This is a genomic window from Shewanella sp. DAU305 (genome assembly GCF_026802235.1).
GTDB lineage: Bacteria > Pseudomonadota > Gammaproteobacteria > Enterobacterales > Shewanellaceae > Shewanella > Shewanella baltica.
On the sequence record NZ_CP113808.1, the window covers coordinates 3,422,848 to 3,443,922 of the forward strand.

Annotated in this window: 18 protein-coding genes and 7 tRNA genes; 6 read left to right on the top strand and 19 right to left on the bottom strand. The window is 45.6% G+C overall.

Going from position 1 to position 21,075, the window contains the following annotated elements; translation table 11 throughout:
- Positions 1-14: 14 nt before the first annotated feature.
- The 17 genes from OX890_RS14415 to motY form a co-directional block, all read right to left on the bottom strand.
- Positions 15-1,178, bottom strand: a complete 1,164-nt coding sequence (locus OX890_RS14415; RefSeq protein ID WP_012587886.1) for a DcaP family trimeric outer membrane transporter — start codon at positions 1,176-1,178, stop codon at positions 15-17.
- A 239-nt stretch (positions 1,179-1,417) separates the two neighbouring features.
- Positions 1,418-1,493 (bottom strand) — tRNA-Lys (locus OX890_RS14420).
- A gap of 38 nt (positions 1,494-1,531) precedes the next feature.
- A tRNA-Lys gene (locus OX890_RS14425) sits at positions 1,532-1,607 on the bottom strand.
- A gap of 59 nt (positions 1,608-1,666) precedes the next feature.
- Positions 1,667-1,742: transfer RNA gene (locus OX890_RS14430), tRNA-Lys, on the bottom strand.
- A 187-nt stretch (positions 1,743-1,929) separates the two neighbouring features.
- Positions 1,930-2,005: transfer RNA gene (locus OX890_RS14435), tRNA-Lys, on the bottom strand.
- Positions 2,006-2,065: 60 nt separating this feature from the next.
- Positions 2,066-2,141: transfer RNA gene (locus tag OX890_RS14440), tRNA-Lys, on the bottom strand.
- A gap of 187 nt (positions 2,142-2,328) precedes the next feature.
- Positions 2,329-2,404, bottom strand: a tRNA-Lys gene (locus tag OX890_RS14445).
- A gap of 185 nt (positions 2,405-2,589) precedes the next feature.
- Positions 2,590-2,665 (bottom strand) — tRNA-Lys (locus OX890_RS14450).
- Positions 2,666-2,807: 142 nt separating this feature from the next.
- Positions 2,808-3,557, bottom strand: coding sequence for a tol-pal system protein YbgF (ybgF, locus tag OX890_RS14455; protein WP_011846551.1), 750 nt, complete (start codon positions 3,555-3,557; stop codon positions 2,808-2,810).
- Positions 3,558-3,581: 24 nt separating this feature from the next.
- Positions 3,582-4,118, bottom strand: a complete 537-nt coding sequence (gene pal / locus OX890_RS14460; RefSeq protein WP_006081256.1) for a peptidoglycan-associated lipoprotein Pal — start codon at positions 4,116-4,118, stop codon at positions 3,582-3,584.
- A 46-nt stretch (positions 4,119-4,164) separates the two neighbouring features.
- Positions 4,165-5,493, bottom strand: a complete 1,329-nt coding sequence (gene tolB / locus OX890_RS14465; protein WP_012587888.1) for a Tol-Pal system beta propeller repeat protein TolB — start codon at positions 5,491-5,493, stop codon at positions 4,165-4,167.
- A 13-nt stretch (positions 5,494-5,506) separates the two neighbouring features.
- Positions 5,507-6,529: a cell envelope integrity protein TolA gene (gene tolA / locus OX890_RS14470; RefSeq protein WP_012587889.1), complete on the bottom strand. Its 1,023-nt coding sequence runs from the start codon at positions 6,527-6,529 to the stop codon at positions 5,507-5,509.
- Positions 6,530-6,964 (bottom strand): protein TolR, encoded by a 435-nt coding sequence (tolR, locus tag OX890_RS14475; protein WP_006081253.1) that lies wholly within the window; start codon positions 6,962-6,964, stop codon positions 6,530-6,532.
- Positions 6,964-7,650, bottom strand: a complete 687-nt coding sequence (gene tolQ, locus OX890_RS14480; protein ID WP_006081252.1) for a protein TolQ — start codon at positions 7,648-7,650, stop codon at positions 6,964-6,966. The genes tolR and tolQ overlap by 1 nt, the downstream gene beginning before the upstream one ends.
- A complete protein-coding gene (gene ybgC / locus OX890_RS14485) occupies positions 7,640-8,041 on the bottom strand; it encodes a tol-pal system-associated acyl-CoA thioesterase (protein WP_006081251.1) in 402 nt (133 codons plus the stop codon). The genes tolQ and ybgC overlap by 11 nt, the downstream gene beginning before the upstream one ends.
- Before the next feature lie 171 nt (positions 8,042-8,212).
- Positions 8,213-10,396 (bottom strand): prolyl oligopeptidase family serine peptidase, encoded by a 2,184-nt coding sequence (locus OX890_RS14490; protein ID WP_268649440.1) that lies wholly within the window; start codon positions 10,394-10,396, stop codon positions 8,213-8,215.
- Between the two features lie 807 nt (positions 10,397-11,203).
- Complete coding sequence (gene motY, locus OX890_RS14495; protein WP_006081249.1) at positions 11,204-12,073, bottom strand: flagellar protein MotY; 870 nt, start codon at positions 12,071-12,073, stop codon at positions 11,204-11,206.
- A gap of 141 nt (positions 12,074-12,214) precedes the next feature.
- On the opposite strand from motY, the gene rnt reads away from it, so the two are divergent.
- Entirely contained in the window at positions 12,215-12,886 is a 672-nt protein-coding gene (gene rnt, locus OX890_RS14500; RefSeq protein WP_006081248.1) for a ribonuclease T, read from the top strand.
- Between the two features lie 100 nt (positions 12,887-12,986).
- On the opposite strand, the gene OX890_RS14505 is transcribed toward rnt, so the two are convergent.
- A complete protein-coding gene (locus OX890_RS14505; protein WP_006081247.1) occupies positions 12,987-13,592 on the bottom strand; it encodes a peroxiredoxin C in 606 nt (201 codons plus the stop codon).
- Positions 13,593-13,980: 388 nt separating this feature from the next.
- On the opposite strand from OX890_RS14505, the gene OX890_RS14510 reads away from it, so the two are divergent.
- Positions 13,981-15,300 carry a Na+/H+ antiporter family protein gene (locus tag OX890_RS14510; protein WP_006081246.1) on the top strand — a complete coding sequence of 440 codons (1,320 nt, stop codon included), beginning with the start codon at positions 13,981-13,983 and terminating at the stop codon, positions 15,298-15,300.
- 116 nt (positions 15,301-15,416) lie between these two features.
- Here the strand turns inward: OX890_RS14510 and upp are convergent, their stop codons facing one another.
- Positions 15,417-16,043: a uracil phosphoribosyltransferase gene (gene upp, locus OX890_RS14515; protein WP_006081245.1), complete on the bottom strand. Its 627-nt coding sequence runs from the start codon at positions 16,041-16,043 to the stop codon at positions 15,417-15,419.
- Positions 16,044-16,374: 331 nt separating this feature from the next.
- Here upp and purM point away from each other — a divergent pair, with 331 nt between their 5' ends.
- The 4 genes from purM to OX890_RS14535 all read left to right on the top strand — a co-directional run bounded on the left by purM (position 16,375) and on the right by OX890_RS14535 (position 20,883).
- Entirely contained in the window at positions 16,375-17,412 is a 1,038-nt protein-coding gene (gene purM / locus OX890_RS14520) for a phosphoribosylformylglycinamidine cyclo-ligase (RefSeq protein WP_006081244.1), read from the top strand.
- Positions 17,412-18,056 (top strand): phosphoribosylglycinamide formyltransferase, encoded by a 645-nt coding sequence (purN, locus tag OX890_RS14525; RefSeq protein WP_268649441.1) that lies wholly within the window; start codon positions 17,412-17,414, stop codon positions 18,054-18,056. The genes purM and purN overlap by 1 nt, the downstream gene beginning before the upstream one ends.
- 157 nt (positions 18,057-18,213) lie before the next feature.
- Positions 18,214-18,960: an HAD-IIA family hydrolase gene (locus OX890_RS14530; protein WP_006081242.1), complete on the top strand. Its 747-nt coding sequence runs from the start codon at positions 18,214-18,216 to the stop codon at positions 18,958-18,960.
- Positions 18,961-19,206: 246 nt separating this feature from the next.
- Positions 19,207-20,883 (top strand): M28 family metallopeptidase, encoded by a 1,677-nt coding sequence (locus tag OX890_RS14535; RefSeq protein WP_268649442.1) that lies wholly within the window; start codon positions 19,207-19,209, stop codon positions 20,881-20,883.
- Positions 20,884-21,075 lie beyond the last annotated feature (192 nt).

The window sequence follows — 21,075 nt, forward strand, 5'->3', positions numbered from 1 at the left end:
GCAAGCAAGTAAGATTAGAGCACATACTTAGCCGAGAACATAATGCGGCTCAAATCACCATCATCGCCATTTTCTTTACTGTTCTTGGCATACATATACTCGACCCCAAAGGTCAGCGGTTTGCTTGGCGAGTAAAGTAAGTTGATATAGCCTGAATAAGCATCCTTATTCACGCCTGAACCGGTTAAAGCCACATCGTTATCCGCTTGCATGCCTGACAAGGTTACACTGCTGCGCCACTGCTCATTCCACCAATGACGGTAAGACACAAATCCACCGAAAGTACGAATCGACTCGATGTCACCGTTAGCATCCAGCACACCCGCATTAATGTAATTGAGTGCCATATAACGACCTAAGCCTTCACCATAGGTGGCCGTGAAGCGAAGATCATCTTTGCCGACCGGAATAATGCCCGCCACACTTGCGCCATATCCTAGGGCTGAGCTATCAATCTGCGTCGCACCTATCTTAGTTTCTAAATTCAACTGACGAATAATACCCGCAAAGGAGAACGCTGCACCGCCGTCTGTTTTGAGGTTATACCGCGCGATAACATCGGGGATTACTCCGCTACCACTGGTAATACGGGCACCGCCTTGATTTGGCGTGACTGTGGTTTCAGGATTTTCAATCGCGAATTGGAAATTACCTTGGGTATAGCGCAATAGCGTTTGGCGTGCGAACGGGGTGCCATCGGCAGCACCAACAAAATCGAGATTCTCAGGTAACGCAGCAGCATTTTGGAAGGTTGTCCACGTTTGACCTACGGTCCAATTGTCATAGGAGACAAATGCATGGCGAATACGAGGTGAATAGCTGTTGGAAGTACGTTCATTACCATCAGTGTGGGTCATAAAATCGAGTTCAATAAAGCCAGAAAGTTTATGACCATCAACATCAGTCGTCGCTTTGAAATTAAAACGCGTTTCGCGAGCTTGAAAATCCACGACTTGATTGCCATTACCCTCTTTTCCATAAATAGTGCCAGGAACATAAAACTGCCTAGAGAGATCCCCCGAATCCGGTGCGCCATTGCCGTAATCACTGAACATAATGTCAGCTTTGATATAACCGCCAAACTCAACATCCGTATCTTTTAGTGATGCCGCATTGGCCGAACTTGCTAATGCCAATAATATTGCACTACCCATCAAGCTTAGTTTTGCTTGTTTCATTTTTTGTCTTTCCCCAATTGTTATTATTTATCCGCAACCAATATGGACAAATTAACAAGTGAGAAACATTGGCAATAGGTCTATGAGACAAAAGTAGAAAATGTCAGGATAAATAATATGTTAGGAAAATATTTGAAACGAAATAAGTAAAACGAAGGTATTAAATCTAGTACTGGAAATTGAAGTTTAACTTCGAAAATTCAGTGGGTGACTTGAGAGAGATAAAGCGGGGTAAAAAGTGGTGGGTCGTGAAGGATTCGAACCTTCGACCAATTGGTTAAAAGCCAACTGCTCTACCGACTGAGCTAACGACCCATCTAGGTATTGCACTGATTTATGCACTTTCAGTAAAGTGGTGGGTCGTGAAGGATTCGAACCTTCGACCAATTGGTTAAAAGCCAACTGCTCTACCGACTGAGCTAACGACCCATCTAGATATTGCGATAAAACTGTTCACTTATTTTTGCATCAACAGTGCAGATAATAAGTGGTGGGTCGTGAAGGATTCGAACCTTCGACCAATTGGTTAAAAGCCAACTGCTCTACCGACTGAGCTAACGACCCATCTGGTGTTGCGCTGATTTATGCACTTTCAGTAAAGTGGACTGCCGTGAAGGATTCGAACCATTCGACTGATTGGTTAAAAGCCAACTGCCCTGCCTTTATAAAAAAGCGGCTGAGCTAACGACCTATCTAGGTATTGCGATAAAACTGTTCACTTATTTTTGGCATTTATAATGCAAATAATAAGTGGTGGGTCGTGAAGGATTCGAACCTTCGACCAATTGGTTAAAAGCCAACTGCTCTACCGACTGAGCTAACGACCCATCTAGGTATTGCGGTAAAACTATTCACTTATTTTAAGCATTCACAATGCCAACAATAAGTGGTGGGTCGTGAAGGATTCGAACCTTCGACCAATTGGTTAAAAGCCAACTGCTCTACCGACTGAGCTAACGACCCATCTGGTGTTGCGCTGATTTATGCACTTTCAGTAAAGTGGACTGCCGTGAAGGATTCGAACCATTCGACTGATTGGTTAAAAGCCAACTGCCCTGCCTTTATAAAAAAGCGGCTGAGCTAACGACCTATCTAGGTATTGCGATAAAACTGTTCACTTATTTTTGGCATTTATAATGCGAATAATAAGTGGTGGGTCGTGAAGGATTCGAACCTTCGACCAATTGGTTAAAAGCCAACTGCTCTACCGACTGAGCTAACGACCCATCTGGTGTTGCGCTGATTTATGCACTTTCAGTAAAGTGGTGTGTCATCAAGGATTAGAACCATTCGACTGATTGGTTAAAAGCCAACTGCCCTAGCCTTATAAAAAAGCGACTGAGCTAACGACCAATTGTACTACTGACTATCTCGTTAAATACCACTAACTTATTCTATTTATTAGAGTAAGTGGTGGGTCGTGAAGGATTCGAACCTTCGACCAATTGGTTAAAAGCCAACTGCTCTACCGACTGAGCTAACGACCCATTTACTGGTATTTTACGCCCCGAACGACCTCGCCGCTCTGAGGGCGCCTATAATACCTTTTTCATCTTCTCATGCAAGCGCAAATTCCCAATTTTTTGTCGTTTGCATGAAAAACAGACTAAGAGTATGTTTTTTAGTTAATTACGCTTTAATTGCAGCCAGTTGCTGCTGTGCAATGCGCGCTGCTGCGCTGTTTGCGTAATCTTTGACGACTTGTTGGTAGTATTGCGTCGCCCCAGCCTTGTCACCGGTTTTCTCGGCGATCATGCCAAGCTTCACTAAACTGTCACCCCGTTTATTGGAATCACTAAAACGGTCAACCACAGTTTTGAAGGCTTGTTTGGCTTCTGCAAACTCGCTCTTATTAAATAATAGCTGCCCTAACCAATAGTTAGCATTCGCGGCATACACAGAATCTGGGTATTGTTTGATAAAAGCACGGAAGGCAGGAATAGCGTCGTCATACTTACGCTCTTTCAAGACTAAGTTAACGGCACTCTCATAGCTTGCAGTTTCACTTAAACTACTTGAAGCCGCATTCGTCGAGGCTACAGAAGGTGTGGATGTCGCAGCTGCGGCTGCAGGAGCGGCAGATGCCTTTGAGGATAAATTAGCAAGTTCATCATATAACTGACGCTGACGCTGTTGCATCTGCTCAATCTGATAATTCTGTTGTTCGGTTAAACCACGTAAATCGAGCACTTCCTGCTGCAGTGTATCAAGACGGCGCTGCATATCGAGCTCGCTTTGTTGTCTTGATTTTACAATACGTTCTATGCGAGCAAGTCTGTCATCACCCGAACCACCAGCAATATCTTCCACAGGAGCAGGTGCTGCAACTGCAGCACCCGCACCAAGGAACATTGCCGTAATTAAGACGGCACGTTTCATTGTGTTACTCTCCGAGATTCAATCTTAGTAAACTAAAACTGCACGACGGTTTTTGCCAAAACCTTCATCAGTGCGAGAAAAATCAAGTGGTTTTTCTTCGCCATAGCTGACTACGCTCATTTGGCTTGGCTGTACGCCCATACCTTGTAGGTATTTAGCAACGGCTTTAGCACGACGTTCGCCCAGTGCGATGTTGTACTCAGGCGTGCCACGCTCATCCGCATGACCTTCAATCAGTACGCGCACGCTTGGGTGCTCAACTAAGTAAGTGCCATGGGCTTCTAATATTGCGGCGAAATCAGTTTGAACTTCACTGCGGTCAAAGTCGAAGTAAATGATGTGTTGCTTTCTCAAGTCTTCTAACTGCTGGCGTTGTTGCTCTTCAGCAGACAACATTGCGCCTACACCACCAGTTTGAATGCCACCACCATTCAGCTCACTACCTGAACCGTTTGTTGAGCCCATTGCATCAGTTTCTGATTCTGAAGTTGAGCTACATGCACTAAGAGCCATAATTGGAAGTGCTACCAACATAGCTTTTAACAACTTATTCAGATCCATTACGTGTTCCTTATAAAATTAAATGTGATTAAATCAAGGTATAACATTAGAGAAACGGTGACCAAGAAGGTGATTTCACCTCACCTTGACCTGCCGGTAATCTTGCTTTAAAACGTCCATCCGTAGAAACAGCTGCTAATACTTGCTTGCCTTGGTATGTGGTGCCATAGATCACCATAGTACCATTAGGGGCCACACTTGGAGATTCATCCAAACGTGTCGATGTCAGCACCTGCATAAAACGCGTACTTAAATCCATACGCGCAATATTAAATTTACCGTTCGTGCGATTAACAAAAATCATACTGCGACCATCAGGGGTAATTGAACCACCGAGGTTCCATTCACCTTCAAAGGTTTCACGACTCACTTTACCTGAGCTCAACTCTACGCGATAAATCTGTGGTCTACCACCGCGCTCTGATGTAAAAATCAACGACTTTCCATCAGGATACCATGATGGCTCAGTATCGATAGCATAGTGATTGGTAATACGCTTAATGGCTTTGGTCGCAATATCTATGATGTAAATTTCAGGCTGACCGTCTTTAGATAAAGTGATCGCCAAAGATTTTCCATCGGGTGAGAACGCCGGCGCACCGTTAATACCAGGGAAAGAGCTCACTTTAGTGCGCACTTGGGTATAAAGGTCTTGCACGAAGATCTCAGCTTTTTTGTTTTCAAAGCTAACATACGCTAAACGACGACCATCGGGTGACCAAGTCGGTGACATCAACGGCTCTGGCGAGCGCAGTAACATTTGTTCATTGACGCCATCATAATCAGCAACCATCAATTGATATGGAGCTTTTTGAGTATGATTGACCACAACATAGGAGATCCGCGTTAAGAATGCGCCGCGAATACCGGTTAACTTTTCATAGACGATATCGCTGATCCTGTGTCCATATTGGCGAAATTGCGCCGCTGAAATCACAGTTTGACGGCTGTCCATCAAAAATTCTGTTGCACTAACTGGGCCTTTCAACGCTTGGTTTTGGGCTTTGACTAAATCGATTAAATCAAAGCTCACCAGATATTGATCAGTACCATAAGGTTTAACAGTACCTAGCACTAACGCTTCGGCGCCAACACTTGACCAAGAATTAGCTTGAAACTGTGCTGCAGTGCCAATATTACGCTGAGGCAGTCCAAGTTCGTCTAAAGGTTTAAACGTACCGCTACGCACTAAGTCCGACATCACTACATCCGCAATCGCTTGCGGTGCGGCGCCAGGACCTTGCCAAACAAAAGGCATCACAGCGATGGGACGCGCAGCGTCAACACCTTCTGTGATCACAATATCCAATGCCGCTTTTGCGGGGGTGGTGCACAGCAGAACTGCCAATGCTAACCATTTTGCCAATATTCTCATGGGACTCCTTTAATTAAAACGTTGGTTCAACGATTAAGTTAATTTCTTTCATCAAGTTATAAACTGCAGGGTCAGGAGACACTGGCAATTTACCCGCCTTCAAAATCGCTGCTTTTGCTGCACGACAAACGTTAGGATCACCGCCTTTAGTTTGACTGCTGATCACAAAACCATCATTTGCTAATCGTACAGAGACAGTACAAGTCTTGCCACGCATAGATTCATCCACTACCAAATTACGTTGGATAGTCGATTTAATCATTGCCTGATACTTACCCACTTCACTCTGCATCTGCTTATTCATGGTTTGCGACAACGCCGCCTGCTCCGCCGCTAATGCATCAGCCATTTCTTGCTCCTGCTGAGCTCGGGCTTTGGCTTCAGCATCGGCTTTGGCCTTAGCATCCGCTTTAGCTTTAGCATCTGCTTTGGCTTTAGCTTCGGCTTTCGCATCTGCATCTGCCTTGGCTTTTTCAGCTTTGGCCTTAGCTTCTGCCTCCTTTAGCTTACGGTCACTTTCCGCTTTCGCTGCAGCGGCTTCTTCCACTTTGCGTTTTTCTGCTGCTTTTTGCGCGGCATCTTCGGCGACTTTACGCTCCTGCTCTTTCAGCTTACGGTCGGCTTCGGCTTTAACTGCCTTTTCCTTTTCCTGCTGCTGTTTCACTTGGGCTAGCTTGGTCGCTTCATTGGCCTTTTGGGTTTCAATTTCTTGCTGCTTACGTTCTTGCTCTAACTGTTTAATCTGAGCTTGTTCACGTTCGCGCGCTTGCTTCGCTTCTTGCGCTTTGCGCTCAAGCTCAGCTTGACGTTCTTGCTCACGGCGCTCGGCATCACGCTTTTCTTGCTTAAGTTTCTCAACTTGATTAGCGACTTTTTGCTGATCAACCATCACGGCTTTAACCGCTGGCGCACTAACTTGTTGCATAGGCTCAGGTTTGTGAGAGAAATCGATCCCCAACGCCAGAATAATTATCACGCCAATATGAATACCCGCTGAAATTGACAGAGGTAATGTTACATCTGACTTATCTGCCACCTATTTCTCCTTGGGTGAATCCGTCATCAAACCGACTGATGGCACGCCAGCACCTTGCAAGGTCACCATCAACTGAATCACTTTATCGTAAGGAATATTTCTATCGGCCTTAACCACCACTGGACGCTCAGGCTCTGTCACCATAAGCGCAGCAACTTCCGTCGCGAGCTCTTCCAAGTCCATAGGTACGTTAGTTGAACCGCCTTTATTCAGATAATAATCACCATCACCGTCAATCGAAGCCACCACAGGTGGCTTACTGTCAGCAGGTAAAACTTCCGCAGCCCCTTGAGGCAGCTCCACTTTTACCCCTTGGGTGACTATGGGCGCTGTTACCATAAAAATAATTAACAGCACGAGCATCACGTCGATATAGGGCACCACGTTAATTTCGGCAACGGGGCGACGACGTTTGCGCTGATAAGCTGGTTGCATTATGCCCCTTCCTTCTCACTGTATGCTTGGCGATGCAAAATGCTGGAGAACTCTTCCATAAAGTTTGCGTAGGCCATTTCTAATTTATCGACTTGAGTCGAGAAACGGTTGTACGCAATAACCGCAGGGATCGCAGCAAATAGACCCATAGCCGTTGCAATCAAGGCTTCAGCAATACCGGGGGCAACCATAGCTAAGGTCGCGTTTTCCATCGAACCAATGGCGATAAATGAATTCATAATCCCCCATACCGTACCAAATAAACCGATATAAGGGCTAGTCGAACCAATGGTCGCTAATAAGGGTAAGTTAGCTTCTAACTTTTCCATTTCGCGAGAAAGTGTCACACGCATCGCACGTGATGTACCGTCCATCACGGCATCGGGCACTTTGCTATTTAATTTATTCAGGCGTGAATATTCTTTAAAGCCAGTCACAAATAATGACTCTAAACCGCTATTATCAGGACGAGTCGATAATTCTTTATATAAACGGTTTAAATCAACGCCTGACCAAAATTTGTCTTCAAACTTCGCCGATTTACTTTTTGCGGATGTCAGTAAGCTACGGCGTTGTAAAATCACCGTCCAAGACATCACTGACAAGCAAAGTAAGGTGAACATAACAAATTTCACTAATAAACTGGCTTGTAAAAATAACCCAACAATCGACATATCAGCTTGCACTGTCAAACTCCTGCACAATATTTAAGGGAATAGCTCGGGGACGCATTCGTGACAGCGCAACACAAACAACCAGCACTGTGCCTTCACAATAACAGTCTCCCTGTTTATCGACCAAGCGTTGATGAAAGATCAACGAGGCCTTTTTCAACTCTATGACCTTAGTTTCAACAATAAGGTTCTGTTCAAAACGTGCCGCTTTGCGAAAATCTAATTCCGCACGCTTTACCACAAAGGCGGTATCGTCGGCTAACAGCGCAGTCTGACTCACGCCAAGGGCTTTTAGCCACTCGGTTCTCGCCCGCTCAAAAAAGTTGAGATAGTTCGAATGATAGACAACGCCGCCAGCGTCGGTGTCTTCGTAATAGACTGAAATAGGCCAATGAAACATCATTTGAAAATAAGCAAATTTTGGTTGAAAAATTGACGCTTACTATACCTAGGGAAACAAGACTTGTGAATGACCCGACGAAGATATAGATAGGAATAGCGCGGGTTTCAGATGAATAGGGGCAATTGTAAAAGACAATGGGGTCAAAGGACCCCATTTTATTAACATAGTTAGTTATTTTGCGATAGTTTGTGGCAGTGTTAAGCCAAAACTCTGCCACAAGAAACTGTAGATATCGGCAAATTCATCAATCTTCATCGCCGTTGGTTTACCGGCTCCGTGACCCGCATTGGACTCGATACGCATGATCACAGGTTCAGTGCCCTGCTGCTTATCCTGCAACATGGCTGCGAACTTGAAACTGTGTAACGGCACGACGCGATCATCATGATCGGCAGTCATCACCATAGTCGCTGGGTAAGCTTGCGCTTTCACATTGTGATAAGGCGAATAAGCCAATAGCGCTGGGAATTGATCTGCTTTATCGGCACTGCCATATTCACTCGTCCAAGCCCAACCGATAGTGAACTTGTGGAAGCGCAGCATATCCAGTACGCCCACCGCAGGTAATACGGCAGCAAAGAGTTCAGGACGTTGAGTCACCGCAGCGCCCATCAACAGACCACCGTTACTGCGGCCATAGGCACCTAACTTAGTGCTATTAGTGTATTTTTCACTCACTAGATATTCCGCGGCGGCAAAATAGTCATCAAACACATTTTGCTTTTTATCGAACATACCCGCTTGATGCCAGCTTTCGCCGTATTCAGCGCCGCCACGTAAACTCGGCACAGCGTAAATACCGCCCATATCTAACCAAGCAATGTTGGCCGGACTAAAGCGTGGTGTCATCGAAATGGCAAAGCCACCATAGGCATACAGTAATGTTGGGTTTTGACCGTTCTTCACTAAGCCTTTCTTATAGGACAACATCATAGGCACACGTGTACCGTCTTTACTGCGATAAAACACTTGCTCAGAAACATAGTCATCGGGATTAAACGATACTTTAGGTTTGGCAATTACGCTTGATTCTGCAGTTTTAAAGTCAAATTTATAGGTGGTCTCAGGTTGAATATAACTATTAAACACATAATAGAAATAGTCTTTGCTTGCTTTACCAAAAGGTCCCGCCACATTGCCTTGACCAGGTAATGCTACGTCTTGGCGCTTCTGCCCACCCATGCTGTAAATGGACAATTGACCTAATACATCGTGTAAATAACTCACCACTAAATGGTCATTAATTATGGCGACGTTATTAATGGGATCTGTAGACTCAGGAATAATGGTTTGCCATTGGGATTTATCGCTATTGCGGGTATCAATCGCAATCACTTTCCCATTAGGCGCATCTAAGTCAGTTTTAAAATAAAATACTGAACCATCATTACCGAGAAACTCATATTCAGCTTCTAAGTTGAGGATCAATTCCACCACTTGTGATTTAGGCTCAAATAAGGATTTATAGAAGAAACGATTACGCTTATCCGTACCTTGAGAAATCGACAGTAATAAGTATTCGCCTTTCTCGGATACCTCGATACCAAAGCCCCAATCTTTATTCTGTGGGCGCTCGTAAATCAATAAATCTTGGCGCTGATCTGTGCCTAATTTATGGTAATACACTTTTTGGTTGAAATTGACGTCGGCTAAGACATCTCCACCCGCTGGGGCATCATAGCGAGCATAAAACACACCTTGGTTTTCTTTATCCCAGACTGCGCTAGAAAATTTAATCCATTTCAATTCATCGGCAAGTTTCTTACCGGTTGCGATATCAACAAATTGCCATTGCTGCCAATCTGAGCCCGAATTTGACACGCCATAGGCTAAAATTTTACCGTCATTACTCACTGCAACACCTGATAGTGCCACAGTGCCATCCGCAGACAGTTTGTTTGGATCGAGAACTGGCTTTTCAACGCCATCTAACCCTTTTACATACAAAACAGATTGCGCCTGCAGGCCATCATTACGGTAGTAAAATTGATTGTCGCCATTCTCAAATGGGGCTGATATTTTTTCGTAATTCCACAACTCAGTAATGCGATCGACTACAGCTTGTTTATTGGGGATCTTGGCTAAATAGGCTTGACCGAAGGCTTGTTGTGCTTTAACCCAAGCTTCAGTTTCTGGCGTATTGGCTTCTAAATGGCGGTAAGGGTCCGCCACGGCAACACCGTGAATGGTTTCGACGAGATCATCTTTTTGAGTCACTGGGTAAAGCAATTTATTTGCGCTTACCTGCTCAGTCGAATTTTGTTCAGGTGCATTGCCACTTTGGCAGGCACCGAGTGCCATTCCCAATGTGGCCACTAACAAACCTTGCTTTGCAAGGCGAAATCTTAATGCCATCTTGTTATCGTCCTTCTTGTGGTTTCGGGCTTAAGGCCTTTTCAGCAAGTACTATACAAGCAAAAAAAATCATGGCAATGCCGTAACTTAATAAGAAGATTTTTAGGTTGTATCGCAGATTTAACAAAATGGCAGCAAGGATAAGCTTATTGAAGTGTATTATTATGCACTAATAGTGATTTATAAGTTATTAATCAAGGTAAATAGTGACTTAAGTGATATAGATCACCTTTACATTCATTAGAATTACTAATGTTTATGGGCAATTTTTCTCGCTTGTTTTACCGCCGAGTTCACCATAGAATGTGCTTGTTTTCAGGAGATAGCTGCTTGCAGATATCGAAAACAAAGAACTTTTAAACTGGTGTGTTCCCAACACTTCAGTTTCTTCCCTGGTTCTTATGCTTGACTTCCTTCCTTCAATTTGTTGATTGCAAATGCATTATTTTTGCGGCCCGCTTAGTTTAAGCGGGCTTTTTTTTATCCATTTCAAACACCACCCTACTTACGACGATATCAGGCTTTATGCCGCTATCATTATTCATGCCCTCGCCTCAGTTGAGTTGTCTAAGGTGCTTGACGGTTACCTGCTCGCGAATGTCACAAATAAGAAAAACTCATAAACCCATTCAAAGCTCGCTGATGCTGCAAAGGTTGAGGTTGAGGTTGAGGTTGAGCGAAATACTGCCAAGCTATCCAAAAATAACCACCTCCGCATCTATAAATGACAATGCCAAGTCAGTGACTTGGCATTGGATTGGGCTTAACTATATTGATGTGGCACAGGTTAAACACTGCGCAAATACACTACAAAGGCTTACTGATCCGTATCACAACGCGGCGGTTACGTGCCCTTTCGTCCATATCATCGTTCGAAGCCACATGACGGCGCTCACCGTGCCCCACGGTAACGATACGGTCTTGCGGAATACCGCTGGCAACAAAGAAATCTTTTACCGACTCCGCCCGTTTATCCGAGACTTTTTGGTTAACTGAACGGCCACCGTAACTGTCGGTATACGCATCCACCAGCACTAGCTCCACCAAAGGATCATAGGCTAAGTATTCTTGAACCCGAGACAGTTGCTGCTGGGAGAAACGAGTTAAATCGGTTCCGCCTTCATCATAGTTCAGCACAGTAAATGCGATATCTTCAAAACTATAGGGCAACAGGTGCGCTAGACAAGCTTTGAACTCGCTGTATTTACGGCCAAAGTTAACCGATGACAAACCCACAGCAATCTTATTTGACTCGTTATACCAATCAGCATAGTAAAACGTCGGTTCCATACCGCGACTCAACTCAGCCAACATAGACCAAGCGGCACGTTTAGGCACCTCACCATTAAAGTACTTTTGATAATGCAGTGAAGTGATTTCTTTTGAGACCACTCCCGGCCGCCACTGCGGCGCGCGGCTAATTAACTTAGCTTGCGTGACTTGGTCCGGTTTTACCCACATGTCTAAGGTAAAATTCATATTCTGCTGCTTACCCGCTTCGCTGGTAAAAATTGCTTTACCGTAAGAAGGGATATCATGCTCGAGGCGACAAACGATGGGAGAATTCTCACTCACTCGCCACTGGGAATCACTTAAAGAGGCGACATAATGGCGCAACTCTGCCATTGCAGTTGCTGGAACGCATAAAATTGATACTAATATCAGTTTTCGCCACATAGCCTTTACTCATGTTTAATCGGTTACATGGCTTTATCGGCAAACTATTTAGTTCCTTTAGCTCATAAAACCATCAATCAAGCATGACACACCCCAACACATTTAGCATAATAGCGCCCTGTGAATTTTCTAGAGTACTTTATGAGTGACATTTGCGACGCGAACAAATTGAAATACCGATTTCGAGGCTACTTTCCCGTAGTCATTGATGTCGAAACTGCGGGCTTCAACTCTCAAACCGATGCGTTGCTAGAAATTGCCGTCACCCTACTGAAAATGGACAATGAAGGCGTGATAGGAATCGACAAAACCCTACACTTCCACATTGAGCCCTTTGAAGGCGCAAATTTAGAACCCGAAGCGTTAGCATTCAACGGCATTGATCCCACTAATCCGTTACGCGGAGCCGTGAGCGAGAAAGAAGCCTTTTTAGAAATCTTTAAAGCGGTGAAAAAAGCCCAAAAAGCCTCTGACTGCCATCGCAGTATCATAGTGGCGCATAATGCCGCCTTTGATCATGGTTTTGTGAGTAAAGCGATTGAACGTTGCGACTTAAAACGCTCGCCGTTTCATCCTTTTGCTACTTTCGATACTGCTACACTCGCCGGACTTGCCATTGGTCATACCGTACTTGCCAAAGCATGCATCATGGCGGGCATTCCCTTCGATAATAAAGAAGCCCATTCTGCGCTATATGATACTGAACGCACCGCAGAGCTTTTTTGTCACATAGTGAATCGTTGGAAATCATTAGGCGGCTGGCCGTTACTGGCCGTGGATGAGCAGGATGCACAAAGCGGTACAGAGGCATAAATTTAGCGGTTCACACTAGATCTTAAGCCATTTAAAAACAAAAAAGCTGCCATTGGCAGCTTTTTTCATTTAACAGGCGACTGTGATTAGCAAATACTAATTACAGTGAGCTTGCGTTTTCAGACAGGTAAGCAGCAACACCTTCAGTGCTTGCATTCATACCTTTATCGCCTTTTTCCCAGCCAGCAGGACATACATCACCGTGCTCTTCGTGGAATTGCAGTGCGTCGATCATACGTAACATTTCATCAACGTTACGACCTAATGGCAGATCGTTAACAACTTGGTGACGAACCATGCCTTCTTTGTCGATCAGGAATGAACCACGGAAAGCCACACCCGCTTCTGGATGCTCAACATCGTATGCTTTACAGATTTCATGTTTAACGTCAGCCACTAGCGTGTACTTAACTTGGCCAATACCGCCTTTTTCAACTGGGGTGTTGCGCCATGCGTTGTGAGTGAACTGAGAATCGATAGACACACCAATCACTTCTACGCCACGCTTAGTGAACTCTTCCATGCGGTGATCAAATGCGATCAACTCTGATGGACAAACGAAAGTGAAGTCAAGTGGATAGAAGAATACGACTGCTGGTTTGCCTTTGATGGCAGCAGTTAAGTTGAAGCTATCAACGATTTCGCCAGAACCTAATACAGCTGCAGCAGTAAAATCAGGAGCCTGACGGCCTACTAATACGCTCATTTTATATCTCCATCTATGAGTTGAACTAAGTGTAAGGCAAGATGCCCTTTCGCCAGTATGCTCTCCTCAACCTAGGTCGAGTTAAATCCTTACTGATTAAAAGGTGTTCTTACCAATCAAATCTTTAGGCATTATAAGTCGTGTGCTGTGCCTTACAACCTATTTAAGACCAATATCACATTTTTCAAGGGCATTTCCGTTTTGCCTGACTAAGGATAGAGCAATCTGAGTATCCTGTGTGCGCAGCAATCCACATTCGGCTAACAGACAAAACCCAGCATGATCACATTTTCAGATATTTTTCAGATAAGCCCTCGGCAAACTGGACATCGACAGCCTTTGCAGTCAAAAATAGCGTCTTTGGCTTAAAGAATTAAGAAAATTGACTATGAATGCAGTCGTTATTGCAGTGTGCTTAATGTTGGCACTCAGTTTAGCTAGGGTGAATGTGGTTATCGCCCTCACCGTGAGCGCCCTAGTGGCGGGACTTGTGGGCGGAATGGATCTGCACCAAACTATAGATGCCTTTAATACGGGCTTAGGTGGCGGCGCGCAAATTGCGCTCAGTTATGCATTATTAGGTGCCTTCGCTGTCGCACTCTCGCACTCAGGCTTAACCACGCTGATCTCAAGAAGCATTATCAGTAGCCTTGGACAAGATCCTAATCCCACCAACACTAACTGGGTTCGCTGGTTACTGCTGTTATCGCTACTTGTCATGTCGATGGCCTCACAGAATATTTTACCTATTCATATCGCCTTCATTCCGATTTTAGTGCCACCACTGTTACATGTGATGACCAAACTGAACATCGACCGTCGTTTAGTCGCCTGTGTTTTGACCTTTGGTCTGGTCACAACCTATATGATTTTACCGATTGGATTTGGTGGCATTTTCTTAAATGACATTCTGCTTTCCAACTTAACCAGCAATGGCTTAGCGGCTGTGCGTGAGCAAATTCCACCAGCCATGTTAATTCCAGCGGCGGGCATGATAGTTGGTTTACTGACAGCTGTGTTTATCAGTTACCGTAAACCTCGGATCTACGATGAGGCCAAAGTATTGGTTGCAGAGCCAGAAGAAACCCTCAACAAACGCAATATTATCATTGCCGCAGTGGCGATATTAGCCACCTTAGTGGTGCAACTTGAAACCGATTCGATGATTTTTGGCGCCTTAGTCGGCTTCATGATTTTCAGTTTCTCGGGCGCCTTAAAGCATGTCGCCGACCAAGATATTTTCAATCAAGGCGTGCGCATGATGGCCAACATCGGCTTTATCATGATTTCTGCCGCAGGTTTTGCCGCCGTAGTGAAAGAAACCGGTGAAGTGGGCACGCTTGTGGCTTCACTTAGCGACATCATTGGGGATAATAAAGCCCTCGCCGCCTTTTTGATGCTGCTAGTTGGTCTACTGATCACTATGGGGATCGGCTCGTCTTTCTCCACCATTCCAATTATCGCGACCATTTATGTGCCTTTAGCGTTAAGTTTTGGTTTTTCGGTGGCGGCGACAATCGCGTTAGTCGGCACAGCTGCGGCGCTGGGTGATGCAGGCTCGCCAGCATCGGATTCCACCTTAGGTCCTACTGCGGGTTTGAATGCCGATGGACAACACGACCACATTCGTGACAGCGTGATCCCCACCTTCATCCACTACAATATTCCACTGTTAGTGTTTGGCTGGATTGCGGCCATGGTGTTGTAACACCGAACAATACACCCAATAAAAAGGCCGAATTGCATTGCAATTCGGCCTTTTAGATCGAGCGCCCCAATATTAACAAGCTATATGAATAGGCATGTTAACAGGCACAGGAACGATTATTTAGTACCAAAGATTTTATCGCCCGCATCACCAAGACCAGGCAGGATATAGCCCTTCTCATTGAGGCACTTGTCGATAGCAGCGGTATATAACTCGATATCAGGATGCGCCGCTTCTAACGCTTTGATCCCTTCAGGCGCAGCCACTAACACTAAGGCTTTAATTGAAGTACAACCGCGTTTCTTCAATAAGTCGACGGTCGCAATCATAGAACCACCAGTCGCGAGCATTGGGTCGACAACTAAGGCGATACGCTCGTTCATGTCGCTGGCGAGTTTTTCAAAATATGGCACAGGCTCAAGGGTTTCTTCGTCACGGTAAATGCCGACAACTGAAATACGCGCACTTGGGATATGCTCAAGCACACCGTCCATCATGCCCAAACCCGCACGTAAAATCGGCACAACAGTGACTTTTTTACCTTTGATTTGGTCGACTTCAACCGGACCGTTCCAGCCTTCAATCGTCACCGTTTCAGTTTCGAAATCTGCGGTAGCTTCATAGGTTAATAAACTGCCCACTTCGGCGGCTAGCTCACGGAAACGTTTAGTGCTAATGTCACCTTCGCGCATTAAACCGATTTTGTGACGCACTAAAGGATGTTTAACCTCGACAACTTTCATTTTTCTCTCCTACTTTATTTTTCGGCGTATTATTTTAGGCAAATTTTTCAGATTCTAGTTGATTTGTTTACTAGGTAAAACATAAAGTTTTGCCATTAGGCCTAATCGTGAGCTATCTCCCAAGAATAATTCCCAATCGCCTAAGATACGTACCTTAATTTACTATTTTGTGACCAATCTCAAGACCTCAGAAACTGAAATACAGATTTACTCGGCCAAAAATACTCCGCCGAGGGGCATAAATCCAAATCATGACTTTCGACCCCTAGCACAAGCTGGTAGAATACCGCCGCATAAAATCCAATAACGATGTACCCGAGAGGATCCCTCCGTGAGCACACCTACCCCACTGAGCTATAAAGATGCCGGCGTTGATATTGATGCAGGTAATGCGCTGGTAAGTAACATTAAAGCAGCCGTTAAACGTACCCGTCGTCCAGAAGTTATGGGCAACTTAGGTGGTTTTGGCGCCCTGTGTGAAATCCCCACTAAATACAAGCAACCAGTTTTAGTGTCTGGCACCGACGGTGTTGGGACTAAATTACGTTTAGCTATCGACTATAAAAAACATGACACAGTCGGCATAGACTTAGTTGCTATGTGTGTGAACGATTTAATCGTTCAAGGTGCTGAGCCACTGTTTTTCCTCGATTACTATGCGACAGGCAAGCTGGATGTTGAAACCGCGACGTCTGTTGTCAACGGTATCGGCGAAGGTTGTTTCCAATCTGGTTGTGCGTTAATCGGCGGTGAAACCGCTGAAATGCCAGGCATGTACGAAGGTGAAGATTACGACCTAGCAGGTTTCTGCGTGGGCGTAGTTGAAAAAGCCGACATCATTGACGGTAGCAAAGTTGCAGCGGGTGATGCGCTTATCGCATTAGCCTCGAGCGGCCCTCATTCAAATGGTTACTCTTTAGTACGTAAAGTATTAGAAGTCAGCCAAGCAGACCCTCAACAAGATCTCAATGGCAAACCGCTAATTGAACATCTACTTGAGCCAACCAAAATTTACGTGAAATCATTGCTGAAACTGATCGCAGCATCAGACGTACATGCAATGGCACACATTACTGGCGGCGGCTTCTGGGAAAACATCCCACGCGTACTACCAGATAATTTAAAAGCGGTTATCCAAGGCGATTCATGGCAATGGCCTGCTGTTTTCAGTTGGTTAATGGAAAATGGCAACATTGCAGAATATGAAATGTATCGCACCTTCAACTGTGGCGTCGGCATGTTAGTCGCGCTGCCAGCCGATAAAGTGGATGCAGCACTTGCATTACTGGCTGCAGAAGGTGAACAAGCTTGGCTGATCGGTGCTATCGCAGATCGTGAAGGCAATGAAGAGCAAGTGGAGATCCTGTAATGCCCCAGAGCTGTCGTGTAGTTGTATTAATTTCCGGAAATGGCAGTAACCTGCAAGCGATTATCGACGGTTGCGACGATAATATGCAGGCCGAAGTTGTCGGAGTCATCAGTAATAAACCCGATGCCTATGGCCTAGTGCGCGCCCATCATGGCGAAATTGATACCAGCTGCGTGATAGCTCACCAAGGTGAATCTCGCTCTGAATACGATGCACGTTTAATGACAGTAATCGAACAGTACCAACCCGATTTAATCGTGTTGGCAGGATTTATGCGGATCTTAACCGATGATTTCGTGAATCATTACCTAGGTCGCATGATCAATATCCATCCGTCACTGTTACCGAAATACACTGGCTTAAACACCCATCAACGTGCCATTGACGCTAACGACAGCGAACATGGTGCCAGCGTGCATTTTGTCACGCCAGAGCTTGATGCAGGTCCGGTGATTTTACAGGCCAAAGTGCCTGTTTATGAAGAAGATACCGCTGATATGCTCGCCGCCCGCGTGCATGAGCAAGAACATGCCATTTATCCACTCGTGGTGAAATGGTTTAGTCAGCACCGTCTTAACATGCAAAATAGCCAGGCCTATCTTGATGGCACTCTTATCGGCCCAAGCGGTTACGCGCCTGATTAGTTCCGCTTAAAAGCAATGGTAGCGAGATCACAAATGGAGACCTTAGGGTCTCTATTTTTTTAACTATTTTCCATAAAAGCATTGTTTTCTGGGGCAATGTGGCATTAGATAACTTAACGAAAAGTGATTTTTGCTCGGCATGACAAGAGACTATTAGATGAAAAATATTATCTGCGATATCGATGGTGTACTACTGCACGACAATAAACTGATCCCCGGCAGCGACAAATTTATCCAGCGCATTTTAGAACAAGGCAATCCGTTAGTCGTCCTGACGAACTATCCCGTACAAACGGGTAAGGATCTGCAAAACCGTTTAAGCGCCGCCGGTATTGATATTCCTGAAGAATGCTTTTACACCTCCGCCATGGCAACCGCTGACTTTTTACAGCACCAAGAAGGCAGTAAAGCCTATGTTATTGGTGAAGGCGCTCTCACCCACGAACTCTACAAAGCAGGCTTTACCATTACCGATATCAACCCTGACTTTGTGATTGTCGGTGAAACCCGCTCCTACAATTGGGAAATGATCCATAAAGCTGCAGCCTTTGTGGCAGGTGGCGCCCGCTTTATTGCCACCAACCCTGACACTCATGGCCCAGCTTACAGCCCTGCCTGTGGCGCCCTATGTTCGCCAATCGAGCGTATTACCGGTAAAAAACCTTTCTACGTGGGTAAACCGAGCGCTTGGATTATTCGCTCAGCGCTTAATCATATTGATGGGCACTCGGAAGACACTGTCATCATTGGCGACAATATGCGTACCGATATTTTAGCGGGCTTCCAAGCTGGGCTTGAGACCATTCTGGTCACCAGTGGCGTGAGTAAACTTGAAGATATCGACAAAGAGCCTTTCCGCCCTAACCATGTATTTGCCTGCGCGGGCGATATTGATGTTGTTTAAACAATTATCTAAACCTTTGTCTAACCCTGCGTAGCCACTCCTTCTTGCTAGCTAGCCATTCCAACATTACCCATGCAATACGCCTAGCCCAAAGGCGTATTGCATAGGGTAAAGCAACATTAAGTAACACATTCACCTGCCGCTCAGCCTTGTGGCTCGCTTCGGCTTGCTTCATGATAAGTCTCGCTTCTGATTGATTAACAGAAATCTAAAATTCCTTAATTAAAACAACAGTAGGATTAACCTATGCGACGTCTGTATCCACTCTGTGCGCTGGCTATGCTCAGTGCCTGTAGTCCGAATTCATCCCAACCCGATGGCAACAGCACTTTGGCTGAACTCAAACCAGTGCAGTTTAATGAAGCGCGCTTTAGAAATGATATTAAAGCCCTGTCATCCGATGAATTTGAAGGTCGTGCGCCGACCACTCACGGTGAAAAACTCACCTTGGACTATTTGACTAAAGCCTTTACAGAGATGGGGCTCAAGGGCGCGTATCAAGGCAGCTTTTTGCAACCTGTACCTATGGTCAGCTATACCGCAGATGAAGCGCAGCAAGTTACGCTGGCAGGATTACCCTTTAAATACCGAAAAGATCTGGTGCTCAGCAGTCGTCACGATAACGGTGGCATTAACATTGAAAACGCACCATTAGTCTTTGTTGGCTATGGGGTGAACGCACCCGAATATGGTTGGAATGATTACCAAGATCTCGACATGAAAGGCAAAATCGCGGTGATCTTAGTTAACGATCCCGGCTTTGCCCGCCCTGACTCGGGCAAGTTCAATGGCAAAGCCATGACCTATTACGGCCGCTGGAGCTATAAATTTGAAGAGGCCAGCCGTCAAGGTGCCCTTGGCGCGCTGATCATCCATGATACTGAGCCCGCCTCTTATCCTTGGTCTGTAGTAGAAAATAGCTGGACGGGGCCACAGCAAGATCTGGTGCTGAGTAAAGCCGAACAAGATAGTCGCATTCAAGTCGAAGGCTGGCTTACATTGGACGCAGCAACCCAGCTGTTTGACAAAGCGGGTTTATCACTGCCGAGCTTGATGGCGCGCGCCGCCGACAGCCCAATCAATGTCCCCCTTGAGCAAACTGGCAGTATCGCCTTTAAAAATAAAGCCGAATACGCGAATAGCTACAACGTGGTCGCCACGCTCCCCGGCAGCACACAAGCCGACGAGCAGATCCTCTACACCGCCCATTGGGATCACATAGGTAAAGACGAGACGAAAGCAGGCGATCAGATTTACAACGGCGCCATGGACAATGCCTCAGGCACTGCCGGTATTCTCGAAATCGCCAGACAATTAGCCGATAATGCCAAACAAGGCCACGGTTTAGCGCGCTCGGTCACCTTTATTGCCACCACAGGTGAAGAACAGGGCTTACTCGGTTCGCGCTATTACGCTGCCAATCCACTTTATCCTATCGACAAAACCGTGGCAGTGTTAAACCTCGACAGCACTAATATCTACGGCAAAACCAAGGATTTTACGATTGTCGGCAAAGGGAAATCTGAGTTAGAAACTTACCTTATTGATGCCGCGAAACAACAGAACCGCATCGCCATGGGTGAGAAAAATCCCGCTTCGGGCGGTTTCTTCCGTTCAGATCATTTCAGCTTTGCCAAACTTGGCGTGCCAGCGGTCTTTGCCGGCGGCGGTAGCGACCCCGTTGATGAGGCCACGGCTGCTTATAAAACCCAGATGCAAGCCACAATGAAAGGCTGTTATCACAATGTCTGCGATGAATACCATGAAGACTGGGATTTAAGCGGCGCGCTGCAAGATTTGCAAATCTACTACCAAGTCACGCGCACATTGGGTAGCAGCAAAGATTGGCCGGGATACTATCAAGGCACAGAGTTTAATAGCCTGCGCCCAGCCAAAACGACGCTTGTGACAGATGCAAAATAGCAGCTTATATCAGTGACAGCTTGTGAGAGGCGACTTGGTTAGTCGTCTCTTATTGACGTATGCTAGTCGCACCTGCGAAATAAAGCACCAGCTGAATAAAGCGCATCCTCAGCCAGCACGGCAAAGCGCCAGACAAGATTGAAAAGCACGTGAACCATTCACGTGCTTTTTTGTTTTTTGTTCATAAACAAT